Source organism: Pseudomonas sp. BF-R-19 (genome assembly GCF_019956445.1).
GTDB lineage: Bacteria > Pseudomonadota > Gammaproteobacteria > Pseudomonadales > Pseudomonadaceae > Aquipseudomonas > Aquipseudomonas fluorescens_BH.
Genome location: NZ_JAHBDN010000114.1, coordinates 145,872 through 159,135, shown reverse-complemented (window position 1 = coordinate 159,135; position 13,264 = coordinate 145,872). Strand labels below are relative to the sequence as shown.

The 13,264-nt window shown below is 61.2% G+C and carries 13 protein-coding genes; 8 read left to right on the top strand and 5 right to left on the bottom strand.

The annotated features are described in order from the left end of the window. Positions 1-256: 256 nt before the first annotated feature. The 4 genes from KGB28_RS30125 to KGB28_RS30110 all read left to right on the top strand — a co-directional run bounded on the left by KGB28_RS30125 (position 257) and on the right by KGB28_RS30110 (position 4,627). Complete coding sequence (locus KGB28_RS30125) at positions 257-2,170, top strand: sigma-54-dependent Fis family transcriptional regulator (RefSeq protein ID WP_223449083.1); 1,914 nt, start codon at positions 257-259, stop codon at positions 2,168-2,170. A gap of 201 nt (positions 2,171-2,371) precedes the next feature. Then, complete coding sequence (gene mpl, locus KGB28_RS30120) at positions 2,372-3,721, top strand: UDP-N-acetylmuramate:L-alanyl-gamma-D-glutamyl-meso-diaminopimelate ligase (protein WP_223449082.1); 1,350 nt, start codon at positions 2,372-2,374, stop codon at positions 3,719-3,721. Further along, on the top strand, positions 3,718-4,350 hold the full coding sequence (gene ubiX / locus KGB28_RS30115) for a flavin prenyltransferase UbiX (protein WP_095941968.1): 633 nt from the start codon (positions 3,718-3,720) through the stop codon (positions 4,348-4,350). The genes mpl and ubiX overlap by 4 nt, the downstream gene beginning before the upstream one ends. Then, positions 4,343-4,627 (top strand): YceK/YidQ family lipoprotein, encoded by a 285-nt coding sequence (locus KGB28_RS30110; RefSeq protein WP_150726947.1) that lies wholly within the window; start codon positions 4,343-4,345, stop codon positions 4,625-4,627. The genes ubiX and KGB28_RS30110 overlap by 8 nt, the downstream gene beginning before the upstream one ends. A gap of 132 nt (positions 4,628-4,759) precedes the next feature. On the opposite strand, the gene KGB28_RS30105 is transcribed toward KGB28_RS30110, so the two are convergent. The 3 genes from KGB28_RS30105 to KGB28_RS30095 form a co-directional block, all read right to left on the bottom strand. Continuing rightward, a complete protein-coding gene (locus KGB28_RS30105; protein WP_150726948.1) occupies positions 4,760-5,401 on the bottom strand; it encodes an oxidoreductase in 642 nt (213 codons plus the stop codon). Between the two features lie 27 nt (positions 5,402-5,428). Next, entirely contained in the window at positions 5,429-7,147 is a 1,719-nt protein-coding gene (locus tag KGB28_RS30100) for a C13 family peptidase (RefSeq protein WP_223449081.1), read from the bottom strand. 114 nt (positions 7,148-7,261) lie between these two features. After that, positions 7,262-7,717: a MaoC family dehydratase gene (locus KGB28_RS30095; protein WP_008001099.1), complete on the bottom strand. Its 456-nt coding sequence runs from the start codon at positions 7,715-7,717 to the stop codon at positions 7,262-7,264. A gap of 193 nt (positions 7,718-7,910) precedes the next feature. Here KGB28_RS30095 and KGB28_RS30090 point away from each other — a divergent pair, with 193 nt between their 5' ends. From KGB28_RS30090 to KGB28_RS30080, 3 genes are read left to right on the top strand one after another with little or no spacing between them, the layout of a single operon-like run. Then, positions 7,911-8,273 (top strand): CidA/LrgA family protein, encoded by a 363-nt coding sequence (locus tag KGB28_RS30090; protein ID WP_223449080.1) that lies wholly within the window; start codon positions 7,911-7,913, stop codon positions 8,271-8,273. After that, positions 8,270-8,986 (top strand): LrgB family protein, encoded by a 717-nt coding sequence (locus KGB28_RS30085; protein ID WP_102670771.1) that lies wholly within the window; start codon positions 8,270-8,272, stop codon positions 8,984-8,986. The genes KGB28_RS30090 and KGB28_RS30085 overlap by 4 nt, the downstream gene beginning before the upstream one ends. A gap of 10 nt (positions 8,987-8,996) precedes the next feature. Next, positions 8,997-9,587 (top strand): LON peptidase substrate-binding domain-containing protein, encoded by a 591-nt coding sequence (locus KGB28_RS30080; RefSeq protein ID WP_007998442.1) that lies wholly within the window; start codon positions 8,997-8,999, stop codon positions 9,585-9,587. Positions 9,588-9,593: 6 nt separating this feature from the next. Here the strand turns inward: KGB28_RS30080 and KGB28_RS30075 are convergent, their stop codons facing one another. After that, positions 9,594-10,910, bottom strand: coding sequence for a bifunctional DedA family/phosphatase PAP2 family protein (locus KGB28_RS30075; RefSeq protein WP_223449079.1), 1,317 nt, complete (start codon positions 10,908-10,910; stop codon positions 9,594-9,596). 193 nt (positions 10,911-11,103) lie between these two features. Further along, positions 11,104-11,802 (bottom strand): DNA-3-methyladenine glycosylase, encoded by a 699-nt coding sequence (locus KGB28_RS30070; RefSeq protein WP_411740614.1) that lies wholly within the window; start codon positions 11,800-11,802, stop codon positions 11,104-11,106. A 189-nt stretch (positions 11,803-11,991) separates the two neighbouring features. Here KGB28_RS30070 and KGB28_RS30065 point away from each other — a divergent pair, with 189 nt between their 5' ends. After that, positions 11,992-13,263, top strand: a complete 1,272-nt coding sequence (locus tag KGB28_RS30065) for a glutamate-5-semialdehyde dehydrogenase (protein ID WP_150726954.1) — start codon at positions 11,992-11,994, stop codon at positions 13,261-13,263. Position 13,264 lies beyond the last annotated feature (1 nt).

Sequence of the window (13,264 nt, the reverse complement as noted above, 5' to 3'; positions counted from 1 at the left end):
TGCGCTTGCTTTAAGCGTAGAGCAAGGGCCGGGCCAGTGCCTTGCATGTCAGGTAAATCAAGGCCTTGCGAGGTTTTTGTCGGACGGGCGGGCAGCGCCTGTGACGCTTTCGGTACAGCCTGGGTGACACTTTGTACCCTTTGTGGCACAGCTTGTGACCAACCGGTCTTGCAGGCATTGCAATGCGGGCCGGGCTGGAGGATGCTCGGCATCACCTCATGCACGGGACGCCGAGCCCCGGGGAGAATAATAAGAAATGCACGACAACCATTTGAGTCGCCATGCCCAGCAAGTATTGACGGTGACCCAGGGCAAGACCCACCTGCACGGGCCTGGCAGCGATCCGTCCATCGCCCGTTCATGGCTGCGCTGCCTTGAGGACTATCACCTCGATCCGGCCCTGAGCATCGCGCCGACGGTGCTGGAACATGGCCGTGTCCTGGAAAGCCGCGAACGCTTGCAGCAAGTGCTGCACATCGCTGGCAATGAAATGACCAGCCTGCATCAACAACTCTCCGGCGCCGGCCATGCAGTGCTGCTGACCGACGCCCGCGGCGTGATCCTCAACTGCGTCACCGCGCCCGCCGAACGACAGATTTTCGAGCGCGCCGGCCTTTGGCTCGGTGCCGACTGGAGCGAAGCCTGCGAAGGCACCAATGGCATCGGCACCTGCCTGGTGGAGCGTCAGTCGCTGACCATCCATCAGGACGAACACTTTCGTGGCCGCCACACCGGCCTGACCTGCTCGGCGAGCCCGGTCTTCGATCCCCATGGCGAATTGCTGGCGGTGCTCGACGTGTCGTCGGCGCGGCGCGATGTGTCGCGGCAAAGTCAATTCCACACCATGGCGCTGGTCAATCTGTCGGCGAAGATGATCGAGAGCTGCTACTTCCTGCGCTGCTTCGACAATCAATGGCTGCTGCGCTTTCATTTGCAGGCCGAGTCCGTCGGTTTGTTCAGCGAAGGGTTGCTGGCGTTCGACGGAGAAGGGCGAATTTGCGCGGTCAACCAGAGTGCGCTGAACCTGCTGGGACATATTCGCGGCGGCTTGCTGGGTAAGCCGGTGGAGGCGTTTTTCGATTGCTCGCTCGATGAGTTGCTCGGTCGCGCGAGCACCAATGCCGCCGCCAGTTGGCCATTGCGCACCCGAGATGGTCGCAAGCTGTTCGCAGTATTGCGCGGTGAGGCACGGCGGCCGTTGCCGATTCCGATGGTGCCAGCGGCCAAGGTTGCACAAGCACCGCGTCTGTCGGGCATTTGCCTGGATGACGCGACGTTGCAGGCGGACTTTCGCAAGGCCTTGCGTGTCTACGAGCGCGACGTGCCGCTGCTGATCAACGGCGAAACCGGGTCCGGCAAGGAGGCCTTTGCCAAAGCGGTGCACCACGCCAGCCAGCGGGCAGAAAAAGCCTTCGTCGCCCTCAATTGCGCGGCCATTCCCGAAAGCCTGATCGAAAGCGAGCTGTTCGGTTATCGCGGCGGCAGCTTTACCGGTGCGCGCAAGGAAGGCATGCGCGGCAAGTTGCAACAGGCCGATGGTGGGACCTTGTTCCTCGATGAAATCGGCGACATGCCACTGGCCATGCAGACGCGCTTGCTGAGGGTGCTGGAAGATCGGCAAGTGGTGCCGATCGGCGGCGAGCCGGAATCGGTGAATGTGCGGATCATCAGTGCCACCCACCGTAACTTGCTGGATCGTGTGCAGGACGGCAGCTTCCGTGAGGATTTGTATTACCGCCTCAATGGCCTGGAAGTCGCGTTGCCGCCGTTGCGCGAGCGTAGCGATAAATCCCGGTTACTCGACTTTTTGCTGGCCGAGGAGGCGGGCGGAGAAACGGTGTTGATCGACGGCGCGGCGCGGGAGGCCTTATTGGGGTTCGCTTGGCCGGGTAACGTGCGGCAGTTGCGAAATGTGCTGCGTACGTTGGCGGCACTGTGTGAGGACGGGCGGATCGGTCTGGAGGATTTGCCGGCGATGATTCGCCAGGCGCGGCCGCTAGTGTCGACGATTGAAGAGGCGTCGGAGCATCCGCTGGAAGATGCCGAGCGGCTGGCGTTACTCACGGCGCTGGAGCAGACGCGCTGGCATATGACGCATACGGCGGAGCAGTTGGGGGTCAGTCGAAATACCCTTTATCGCAAGCTGCGTAAACATGGGATTGCCCGCTAAATCGTGTCGCGGCCATTCGCGAGCAAGCCCGCTCCCACATTTGCTCGGAGGTGTTCACAAATTTGTGTTCACTATAGAACCAATGTGGGAGCGGCGGTGCGGCGATCCGACTTGCTCGCGAAGGCGTCCTGAAGTCTGAAACACAAGGTGCGATTTTCCCCTCCCTAAGCTAACCTGCGACCAAGTTTTACGAGGTCGACTATGCACATTCATATTCTTGGTATCTGCGGCACTTTCATGGGGTCAATGGCGGTTCTGGCCAAGGAGCTGGGCCATCGCGTGACGGGCTCCGATGCCAACGTCTATCCGCCGATGAGCACTCAGCTGGAAGCCCAGGGCATTGAATTGACCCAGGGCTACGACCCGGCGCAACTCGATCCGGCCCCTGATCTGGTAGTGATCGGCAACGCCATGTCCCGGGGCAACCCGGCTGTGGAGTATGTACTGAACAAAGGCCTGCCCTACGTCTCCGGCCCGCAATGGCTGGCCGATCACGTGCTGCAAGGTCGCTGGGTGCTGGCGGTTGCCGGTACGCACGGCAAGACCACCACCAGCAGCATGCTGGCCTGGGTGCTGGAGCACGCGGGCATGGCTCCGGGTTTCCTGATCGGCGGCGTGCCGCAAAACTTCTCGGTGTCGGCGCGCCTGGGCGATACGCCGTTTTTCGTCATTGAAGCCGACGAATACGACAGCGCGTTCTTCGACAAACGCTCCAAGTTCGTGCACTACCGTCCGCGCACGGCGATCCTGAACAACCTCGAATTCGATCACGCGGACATCTTCCCGGACCTGCCGGCCATCGAGCGGCAGTTCCATCACTTGGTGCGGACCATCCCGAGCGAAGGACTGGTAATTCATCCGACCACTGAGCCGGCCTTGCTGCGCGTTATCGAGATGGGTTGCTGGACGCCGGTGCAAACCACCGGTGCTGGCGGTCAGTGGCAGGTCAAACTGCTCAGTGAAGATGGCTCGAAGTTCGAAGTGATGTTCGAAGGCGTCGCCCAAGGCATAGTCGAGTGGGACATGACTGGCCAGCACAACGTCGCCAACGCCCTGGCGACGCTGGCTGCCGCACGCCACGTCGGAGTGGTGCCGTCCATGGGCATCGCCGCGTTGAGCGCCTTCAAAAGCGTGAAACGCCGGATGGAAAAAGTCGCGGAAGTGGGTGGCATCACCATTTATGACGACTTCGCTCACCACCCGACTGCCATCGCTACCACCCTCGACGGGCTGCGCAAGCGCATCGGCGATGCACCGTTGGTCGCGATCATCGAGCCGCGCTCCAACTCCATGAAACTTGGCGCGCACCGTGACGGACTGCCGGAAAGCGTGGTCGATGCCGATCAGGTGATCTGGTACGCACCGGCCAACCTCGGCTGGGACCTGGCGGGCACCGCCGCGCTGTGCACCGTGCCGTCGATTGTCAGCGATTCCCTGGAAGGCATCATCGAGCGCGTGAAGAGCCAGGCGCAACCCGGCACCCACGTGGTGATCATGAGCAACGGCGGCTTCGGCGGCCTGCACGGCAAACTGGCCGAGGCGCTCAAATGAACAACGGCCCGGACCGCATCACTCTGGCGATGACCGGCGCTTCAGGCGCCCAGTACGGTTTGCGCCTGCTCGACTGCCTGGTGCGGGAAGATCGTGAAGTGCACTTTCTGATTTCCAAGGCCGCGCAGTTGGTGATGGCCACCGAAACCGACGTCACGCTGCCGGCCAAGCCGCAGATGATGCAGGCGTTCCTCACCGAATACACGGGGGCTGCCGCCGGGCAGATTCGGGTGTACGGCAAGGAAGACTGGATGTCGCCGGTGGCTTCGGGTTCCGGCTCCCCGGCGGCGATGGTGGTGGTGCCGTGTTCCACGGGCACGTTGTCGGCCATCGCCACGGGTGCCTGCAACAACCTGATCGAACGGGCCGCCGACGTGACGCTGAAAGAGCGTCGGCAGTTGATCCTGGTGCCCCGTGAAGCGCCATATTCGAGCATTCACCTGGAGAACATGCTCAAGTTGTCGAACATGGGCGTGACAATCCTGCCGGCATCTCCGGGCTTCTATCATCAGCCGCAAACCATCGACGACCTGATCGATTTCGTCGTGGCGCGGATCCTCAACCTGCTGAATATTCCTCAGGACATGTTGCCGCGCTGGGGCGAGCATCATCTGACCAGCGATGAATAAGTTGCTGGTGATGGTGCTGGCGCTGCAATTGGCCGGGTGCGCCACGGTGCGCACCCTCGATGCGGCCAAGCCGGGTGCGCCGGTGGTGTACTCGGGGACTCGCCTGGATTTGTACGCGATGAACGGTGGGTGCTGCGCGATGGACCGTTTCGGTGCCGAAGCACCGAGCTACCCGGGCGTTGATCTGCCGGCCAGTGCGTTGCTCGACACGCTGCTGTTGCCGTTGTCATTGCTGACGGTGATTGGGGTGAGTTTTCAGGCGACGGGTGGATTGTAAGAGAGCGCTTCGCGCTCTATCGCGAGCAAGCTCGCTCCCACAGGATTTTGTGTCGTACACAAATTTTGTAATCGCTGAAAAACCTGTGGGAGCGGGCTTGCCCGCGATGAGGCCCTCTCAGGCACCATAAAATTACTTGCCCAACTTCCTCAGCTCATCCGACTCGACAATCCTGACTCCGTCCTGCTCTTCCAGCGCCAGACGCCACATTGCCCGGGCCAGTTGGCAGGCCTCGATACCATGGTATTTGCCAGGGATCAGCCGAGACAACGGGCCGGCGACTTTTTCGCCCAGTCGCGGTTCGGTGCGATCACCCAGCAACAGCGAAGGGCGGCAAATAGTCAGCTGCGGCCAGTCCTGCGCGCGCAATGCGTACTCCATCTCGCCTTTGACCCGGTTGTAGAAAATCGAGGATCTGCGATCGGCTCCCAGAGCACTGATCACGATCAAATGCCGTGCGCCCATTTCCCGGGCACGTTTGGCGAATGCCACCACCATGTCCAGGTCCACCGCGCGAAACGCCTGTTCCGAGCCGGCTTGCTTGATCGTGGTGCCGAGGCAGCAATAGGCGATATCGACCCGCCCGTTCAACTGCGGTAGAAACTCCGCCGGGTCGCCGACCGGATTCTCAAGGTGCGGGTGCCCGGCCAATGGCCTGCGTGAGGGGGCCAATACCCGGGTAATCGTTGGTTCGTTAAGCAGGCGATCAAGCAGATGCTCACCCGTCAAACCGGTGGCTCCGGCGAGCAGCACGTGCTGAGGCGTCAAGTACATAGTGTCTCTCCCTTGATACTATTCAGCTTAGTTGCTGTTTGCACCCTTGCTTACAATGGACGCACTTTGCAGGGCTTTTCGTGCCTGCTGTTTGCGCAGTAGTTGCCAATGCGAGAGGACGGTTTTCGGTGCCCAGATCTGTGGTTCGGACGCTTCGAAACCGTCCGCCAGCTCACGTTCGGCGACAGTGGCCTTGGTCAGTTTGAAGGCTTGCTCCAGATCATCGGTCTGGTTCAGGGCCTGGGCGAACAAGGCATCGCCGAAGTAAGTGAAGTTGGCTTCCTCCGAGCAACCGAAGGATACTCGGTCGGCCCGCGAGGCCGTCATGATCAGGGTCCGTTCATCCTTGAGGGCGGGGATGAAGCCGCCGGAGTAGCAGGACGAAATCACGATGATCTTGTCGCGGTTTTTCAAGGGGGCGAGAACCGCGGCCAATTCGTCGGCTGGCAGATCGGCCAGCTCCATGCGCGGCTGGTCTAGCACCAGTTCGTGTTCACTGGTGCCATGGCTGGTCAGGTAGATAAAAATCAGGTCTTCCGGACCGCTGCGTTCGGCCAGCGTCAGGGCAGCGCGGCGCAGGTTTTCCCGGGTAGCCATCGGGCGGTCGGCAAGGTGGTCACGATGGTTCACCAGGCGGATCTGGCCAAGGGTGCCGAAACGGGTGGTGAGCATGTTGGCGACGTAGTCGGATTCGCGCAGAAACACGCTTTGCTTGCCATCGCCACCCAGGGTCAACGAATACAGCTCCACCGCCGAGGTCGAAGGTGGAACGTTGGCCAGCGCTGCGTCGAGCAAGCGCCCCTGGGCCAGCAGGCCGAGCTCCAGGGTGTCGGGCAATAATTTGCCCTCGGCGTCGCGTACACGCTGGCCGTTGATCCAGGTGCCGCTGAGCACGGTGCCGTCGGTCAACACCAGTGTGCCGCGCCCCTGGTAACTGTCGTTGTCGAACTGTCCGGTGTAAAAGCTGCCGTCGGACAGGTTCAGCCGGCCTTGGCCGGAAAAACGCCAGTCATTGAACTGGCCGATGTAGTGGCTGCCGTCAGTGCCGATCAACTCGCCCTTGCCGTTCAGCGAGCCTTCCTTGAACTGGCCCAGCCAGACATCGCCGTCGGCGTTTTCGTAGCGGCCTTTGCCGTGCAGTTGATTGTTCTTGAAGCTGCCGACATAGATGTCGCCGTCGGCGCTGTTGAAAGTCCCGTTGCCTTCCAGCTGGCCGTCGACGAAGTGCCCGGTGAACTGATTGCCATTGCCATCGCCGCGCTGGCCTTCGCCATTGGGTTTGCCACGGGCGAACTGGCCCTGATAGGAGCTGCCGTCTTCGAGTTCGAGGCGACCCAGGCCGGCGTATTGATCGGCCTTGAACTCTCCGCGATAGCTCATGCCGTTTTCTTTGAGGGTGCCTTCGCCGTAGCGCCGGCCGGCCTTGAAGCCGCCGCTATAGCTGCTGGCGTTGGTGGTCAGTACCCCCTGACCGTCGAACAGTCCCTGATTGAACTGACCGCGATAGACTTCGCCATTGCTGCCATGCCATTCGCCCTGGCCCTGCCACTGGCCCTTGTCGAATTCGCCTGCGTACCAGCTGCCGTTCGGGTAGTCGATGCGCCCCTTGCCTTGCAGCAAGCCATTGACCAGGTCACCGCGATAGCGTCCGCCGTCCGGCAGGCGGGCGTCGGGAGGCAAAGGCGATTCGCCATCGCCGCAAGCGGTGAGCATCAGGGTCAAGGCAAGGAGTGCAAGTGGGCGCATAGCGGATTCCGGGCAATTAGGCGAGGGAGTATGCCGCAGCTATGTGTCCATAAATAGGGTGAGGTACCGCGTGAGGGCGCGAAACAGCATGAGCTGCTTCGCATCCGGCAAGGTTTATACGAAACACAGGGACAGGGGTTCGGCGATGTACGCCGGTTTGTCCGAACCTTCGATTTCCAGGGTGGTGGTGGCCTTGAGCAGCCATTGGCCGGGTTTCTTCTCGATGACTTCGGTCAGATCGACCTTCAGGCGCACTCTCGAATTGACCTTGACCGGCTGGATGAAGCGCACGCTGTCGAGGCCGTAGTTGACTACCATCTTCAAGCCTTCTGGCATGACGAGGATATCTTCCATCAGTTTCGGGATCAGCGACAACGACAGGAAACCGTGAGCGATGGTGCTGCCAAATGGCGTTTGCGCAGCCTTGACCGGGTCGACGTGGATGAACTGAAAATCCCCTGTGGCTTCGGCGAACAGGTTGATGCGGTCCTGATCGATGGTGAGCCATTCGGAACGTCCAAGTTCCTTGCCGACATAATCTTTGAGCTCTGCAACTGGAACATAGGGCATTGAGACTCTCCTTGGGTTCATCGGTTTTATAGTTTTGGCTTGCGGGGATCTAACCTCCCGGCTTACCACTTTAGATCAACATGACCAAACGCTCCGGTCAACTGACCATGCTTTTGGCGAATGCCGATCTATAGCGCGAGCATGCTTATAATGCCAGGCCAATGCGGGTGACGGATTTTGCGGGAGATCTTTGATGTTGTTACGGGGCCTGACGTGGCTGGTGCTGTTCCAATTGCTCGGCACCGCGATCAATCATTTGTTCTTGCCGGTGCTGCCGGGGCCGATTGTGGGGTTGCTGCTGTTGCTGGCGTACCTCATCTGTCGCGGACAGGTCGGCGAGCCACTGAACCTGGCGGCCAGCAGCCTGTTGCGCTACCTGCCGCTGTTGCTGGTGCCGCCGGCCGTGGGTGTGATGGTCTACGCCGCTGACATCGCGGCGGATTTCTGGGCCATTGTCGGTGCGCTGGTGCTGTCGCTGCTGCTTTCGATGGCCTTCGCCGGGGTGCTGATGCAGCGCATGGTCAAGTGTCACGCTCAGCCTGAGGACGGCCAATGATCTTCGACTGGCACGGCGCCTGGGCGTCAGTAATTCACCATCCATTGTTCGGCATTGGCATTACCCTCGGTGCCTATCAGCTGGTGCTGGCGGCGTTCGAGAAAACCCGATGGATCTTTTTGCAGCCGGTGCTTGTCTCCATGTTGCTGGTGATCGGCGTGCTGGTGGGCTGCGGCCTGACCTACGCCGAGTACCGCAAGAGCACCGAGATTCTCAGCATCCTGCTCGGCCCGGCCACTGTCGCGCTGGCGGTGCCGCTTTATCTCAACCTGCGACGGATTCGGCAGTTGTTCTGGCCGATATTTACTACGCTGGTGATAGGTGGGGTGGTGGCCACGGGGATGGGCGTGTTGCTGGGCTGGTCGTTCGGTGCCGAGCACATGATCCTGATGACCATGGCGCCGAAATCGGTGACTTCGCCGATCGCCATGTTGGTGGCTGAGCAGATCGGTGGTGTCGCGGCGCTGGCAGCGGTGTTCGTCTTGATTACCGGTGTGATCGGCGCGATTTTCGGCCCGGCATTGTTGACCCGGCTGGGCGTGCACAGCCCGGAAGCCAGGGGCATGGCGCTGGGCATGACGGCCCACGCGGTCGGCACGGCGGTGGCGATGCAGGAAAGTGAAGAGTGCGGCGCCTTCGCGGCGCTGGCGATGAGCCTGATGGGTGTGGCCACGGCGGTGTTACTGCCGTTGGCGGTGTCGATGGTGGTGTAAGGAAATGTCTATGAGTCTGCCGCTTTTTCCGCTCAATACAGTGCTGTTTCCAGGCTGCATCCTCGACTTGCAGATCTTCGAGGCGCGCTATCTGGACATGATCGGCCGCTGCATGAAACAGGGCGGCGGATTCGGCGTGGTGTGCATCCTCGATGGCGAAGAAGTCGGGATCGCCCCGGCGGGTTACGCCCTGGTCGGGTGTGAGGCGCTGATTACCGATTTCAAGCAGCAGGATAATGGCCTGCTGGGGATTCGGGTTCAGGGCGGACGGCGTTTCCATGTATTGCGAACGGAAGTCCAGCGCGATCAGTTGACCGTCGCCGAAGTCGAGTGGCTGGAAGACGAACCGGAGCAACCGTTGCAGGACGAGGACGCCGATCTGGTGGCCTTGCTCAAGGCCCTGGCGGAACACCCGATGGTCGAAGCCTTGAACATGGGCACCGAAGCGACCGGCCAGCAGTCGCTGGCCAATCAGTTGGCGTACCTGTTGCCCTTCGCTGAACTGGACAAGATCGATCTGCTGCAACTCGATGATCCGCAGCAACGGCTGGATGCGATTCAGGCGTTGCTGGATGAGTTGCAGGGCGAACTGTTTGCCTGACTGCTTTCAGTACGCGTACCGCAACATCGTATGCGGTAAATGCCTCAGCACGAAGAATCCGAACAATGCCACCAAGGCTGGGAGCACCAGCCACCAAACCTTGGGCGGCAAGGCGCTGAGCGATGTATCGCGCTGGATCAGCCACAGGCTGGCCGCGCAGACACATGCCGCCAGCATCGCGCCGGCCAATACATCAGTCGGCCAATGCGCTCCGAGGTAAACCCGCGAAAGCGAAATTGCCATTGCGGGCAGGCAGCCCACCAATAACCAGGTCAGACGCATCCGAGGCGGTTGTCCGCGTCCCGCCAGGACGGCGAGGGTGAGGAACAGTGCGAAAGACCCTGAAGCATGGCCGCTGGGCATGCTGTAGCTGGTGAGCGGATCGCTCAACACTTCGGGGCGCACGCGGGCGAAAAAGTACTTGGTCGCGGTATTGGCCAGTGCCGTGAAGAGCAACGTGCTGCCCGCGAAAATCGCGTGCCGCCATTGCCGCATCAGCAGCAGCAAACCGGTCAGCAGTGCGCTGAAAAATAGCATGTTGCGGAATTCGCCGATCAGCGTGAAGACCACCGCCACTTCATCCAGCATCGGTTGGCGATGTTCCTGCACCAGCGTCATCACCCCTTGATCGAGTGCGGACAGGTGCGAGTAACCGATAAACAGCCCCGTCAGAATCAGCAGACTCATCCCGGTAATGAACAACGTCGCGCGGCGATGCCGGCGCAGGCTGCTGGTCGCGCTCAAGCCGACCATCACCGCAATGCTGCCAGCAACAACCCCGGCCTGGAGCCAGAAGCCTTCGGGCAACGGCAAGCGGATTGCCGCGCCCGTGGCCCAGCCAGGCATCAGATAAGCCACCGACCAACCCACGCCGGCCAACAGGCTGACAGCGAAGAAGCGCGGGAAAGGCATGTCGCACATGCCGGCCACCATCGGCAGCATTGGCCGCAGGGGGCCGATAAAGCGCCCAACCAGCAGGCTGGCGATGCCATAGCGCTGGAAGTATGACTCGGCCCCGGCGATCCATTCCGGATGATGGCGCAAGCCCGGCAGGCGCCGGATGTTCTGATGGAAGTGCCGCCCCAGGAAATACGAAATGACGTCGCCCAGCACCCCGGCGACAAAACCCAGCAAGAGCGTCTCACTGAGCGTCAGCGCGCCACTGCCTGCCAGTACCGCCACGGCGAACAGCAACACCGTGCCGGGAACGATCAGCCCGGCAATCGCCAGGCATTCCACAAAGGCCACGAGGAAAACCGCCGCCGCCAGCCATTGCGGGTTGACCGTCAACCAACCGGTCACGCTATCGAGCCATTGGCCCATAAAAACCACTCCATCAAATGTTCAATTGCTTCCGGGGATAAGTGCAATTTTGAATACGCCACTGACCCCTGTGGGAGCGGGCTTGCCCGCGAATAGGCCCTTTCAGTCGACATTGACGTCGCCTGACACCCCGCCTTCGCGGGTAAGCCCGCTCCCACAGGGGATTTCTGTTTGCATCAAGTCTGAGTCAATCTCAGGTCAGCACATAAAAATCGCGACCTTCGACCTGACCCCGTCGCAGCGGGTTGCGCGTGCAATAAGCCGCGTAGGCAGCGTCGACGAAGCGGTACATCAGGTGTTCATCGCGCCCATGGGGGATGCCCAGGCGCGTAGTCTGGATGATGTGGACGGGCGTCTGCCCGACGTGTTCTACCAGCAGCACCTCATGGTCGAAGCGTTTGGCGTCCCACACCGGCACTTTCAGGCCCAGTGCCTTGCACAGCAGGGTTTGCCCGGCGCAGAGTTTTTGTGACGGGCGAGGGCGGCCCTGGGCATCGGGATTGTTCAACAGCATCTGTGCCAGGCTGCCCGGCCCGCTCAATTGATCGACCCATGGGTAGGCGGATTTGATCAGCACGGCGTTACCCGGCCCCTGGGCACTGAAATTCAGTGAATCGCCGCCCCGGGCGTAATACATATAGATGTGGCCGCCATCCAGAAATAAAGCCTTACGCTTTTCTGTGTAGCCGAGGGAGGCGTGGCTGCCTTTTTCTGCGCAGTAATAGGCTTCGGTTTCGATGATCCGGGCGCTGAGCCACAGGTCGCCCACTCGATGGCGAATGACTTTGCCCAGTAAATCCCGGGCCAGAATTTGCGCGTCACGGTCGAAAAACGCGTCCGGGAGGCCCGTGGGCAGGCTCACAGCGGACGCTCGAACAGTCAGATTGGACATGATGACCGGCATTTGTCAGGGCTGAATGAGTCGTGATGATAACAATTTGCAGCTTAATCCCGGCTGAACATCGGCAAATTGCCCTCCATTTCGACCATCCGCCCGTCACCGCTGTTAGTCGGTGGGCGCGACAGCTATAATCTGTCGCTTTACTCTTTACCAAGACCTAATCAAAGACCACGCCAGACCATGACTGAGTCCGTTCTTGACTACATGACCCGCCTGGGTCGCGCTGCCCGCGAAGCTTCCCGCGTGATCGGCCGTGCCAGTACCGCGCAGAAAAACCGCGCCCTGCAGGCCGCCGCCAATGCGCTGGACGCTGCCCGCGCCGAGCTGACGGCGGCCAATGAACAGGATTTGGCCGCCGGTCGCGCCAATGGTCTTGAGCCAGCCCTGCTCGAACGCCTGGCGCTGACCCCGGCGCGTATCGACGGCATGATCGTCGGCCTGCGTCAGGTAGCAGCGCTGCCGGACCCGGTTGGCGCGATCCGCGACATGAGCTTCCGCCCGTCCGGTATTCAGGTCGGCAAGATGCGCGTGCCATTGGGCGTGATCGGAATCATCTATGAGTCGCGGCCGAACGTGACCATCGATGCCGCGAGCCTGTGCTTGAAGTCGGGTAACGCGACCATCCTGCGTGGCGGTTCCGAGGCGATTCATTCCAATCGTGCCATCGCCGCCTGCATTCAGCGTGGCCTGGCCGAGGCCGATCTGCCGGCTGCGGTGGTGCAAGTGGTCGAAACCACCGATCGCGCTGCCGTCGGCGCGCTGATCACCATGCCCGAGTACGTCGATGTCATCGTGCCGCGCGGCGGCCGTGGCCTGATCGAGCGCGTCAGCCGTGATGCCCGCGTTCCGGTGATCAAGCACCTGGATGGCATCTGCCACGTGTACGTGAGTGAGCACGCCGACCTGGCCAAGGCCCAGCGCATCGCGTTCAACGCCAAGACTTACCGTTATGGCATCTGCGGTGCCATGGAAACGCTGCTGGTGGATCAAGCCGTTGCCAAGGATTTCCTGCCGGCGATGGCGGCCCAGTTCCGCGAAAAAGGCGTCGAGCTGCGTGGTTGCGAACGCACCCGGGCGATCATCGATGCCGTGCCAGCCACCGAGGAAGACTGGAACACCGAATATCTGGCGGCGATTCTGTCGATCCGTGTAGTCGACGGACTGGACCAGGCCATCGAGCACATCAATCATTACGGCTCCCATCACACCGATTCGATTGTCAGCGAACACCAGGGCGATACCCGGCGTTTCGTGGCTGAAGTCGACTCCTCGTCGGTGATGATCAATACCCCGACCTGCTTCGCCGATGGCTTCGAATACGGATTGGGTGCCGAGATCGGCATTTCTACTGATAAGCTGCACGCCCGCGGCCCGGTGGGCCTCGAAGGACTGACCTGCGAGAAGTACATCGTGGTCGGTGACGGGCAGCTGCGCGGACAGGAGCCGGTCTGAC

Bases quoted from the DNA above. Each gene is read 5' to 3' on its own strand.
- KGB28_RS30125 (WP_223449083.1), top strand. From the start codon at position 257: ATGCACGACAACCATTTGAGTCGCCATGCCCAGCAAGTATTGACGGTG.
- mpl (WP_223449082.1), top strand. From the start codon at position 2,372: ATGCACATTCATATTCTTGGTATCTGCGGCACTTTCATGGGGTCAATG.
- ubiX (WP_095941968.1), top strand. From the start codon at position 3,718: ATGAACAACGGCCCGGACCGCATCACTCTGGCGATGACCGGCGCTTCA.
- KGB28_RS30110 (WP_150726947.1), top strand. From the start codon at position 4,343: ATGAATAAGTTGCTGGTGATGGTGCTGGCGCTGCAATTGGCCGGGTGC.
- KGB28_RS30105 (WP_150726948.1), bottom strand. From the start codon at position 5,401: ATGTACTTGACGCCTCAGCACGTGCTGCTCGCCGGAGCCACCGGTTTG.
- KGB28_RS30100 (WP_223449081.1), bottom strand. From the start codon at position 7,147: ATGCGCCCACTTGCACTCCTTGCCTTGACCCTGATGCTCACCGCTTGC.
- KGB28_RS30095 (WP_008001099.1), bottom strand. From the start codon at position 7,717: ATGCCCTATGTTCCAGTTGCAGAGCTCAAAGATTATGTCGGCAAGGAA.
- KGB28_RS30090 (WP_223449080.1), top strand. From the start codon at position 7,911: ATGTTGTTACGGGGCCTGACGTGGCTGGTGCTGTTCCAATTGCTCGGC.
- KGB28_RS30085 (WP_102670771.1), top strand. From the start codon at position 8,270: ATGATCTTCGACTGGCACGGCGCCTGGGCGTCAGTAATTCACCATCCA.
- KGB28_RS30080 (WP_007998442.1), top strand. From the start codon at position 8,997: ATGAGTCTGCCGCTTTTTCCGCTCAATACAGTGCTGTTTCCAGGCTGC.
- KGB28_RS30075 (WP_223449079.1), bottom strand. From the start codon at position 10,910: ATGGGCCAATGGCTCGATAGCGTGACCGGTTGGTTGACGGTCAACCCG.
- KGB28_RS30070 (WP_411740614.1), bottom strand. From the start codon at position 11,802: ATGTCCAATCTGACTGTTCGAGCGTCCGCTGTGAGCCTGCCCACGGGC.
- KGB28_RS30065 (WP_150726954.1), top strand. From the start codon at position 11,992: ATGACTGAGTCCGTTCTTGACTACATGACCCGCCTGGGTCGCGCTGCC.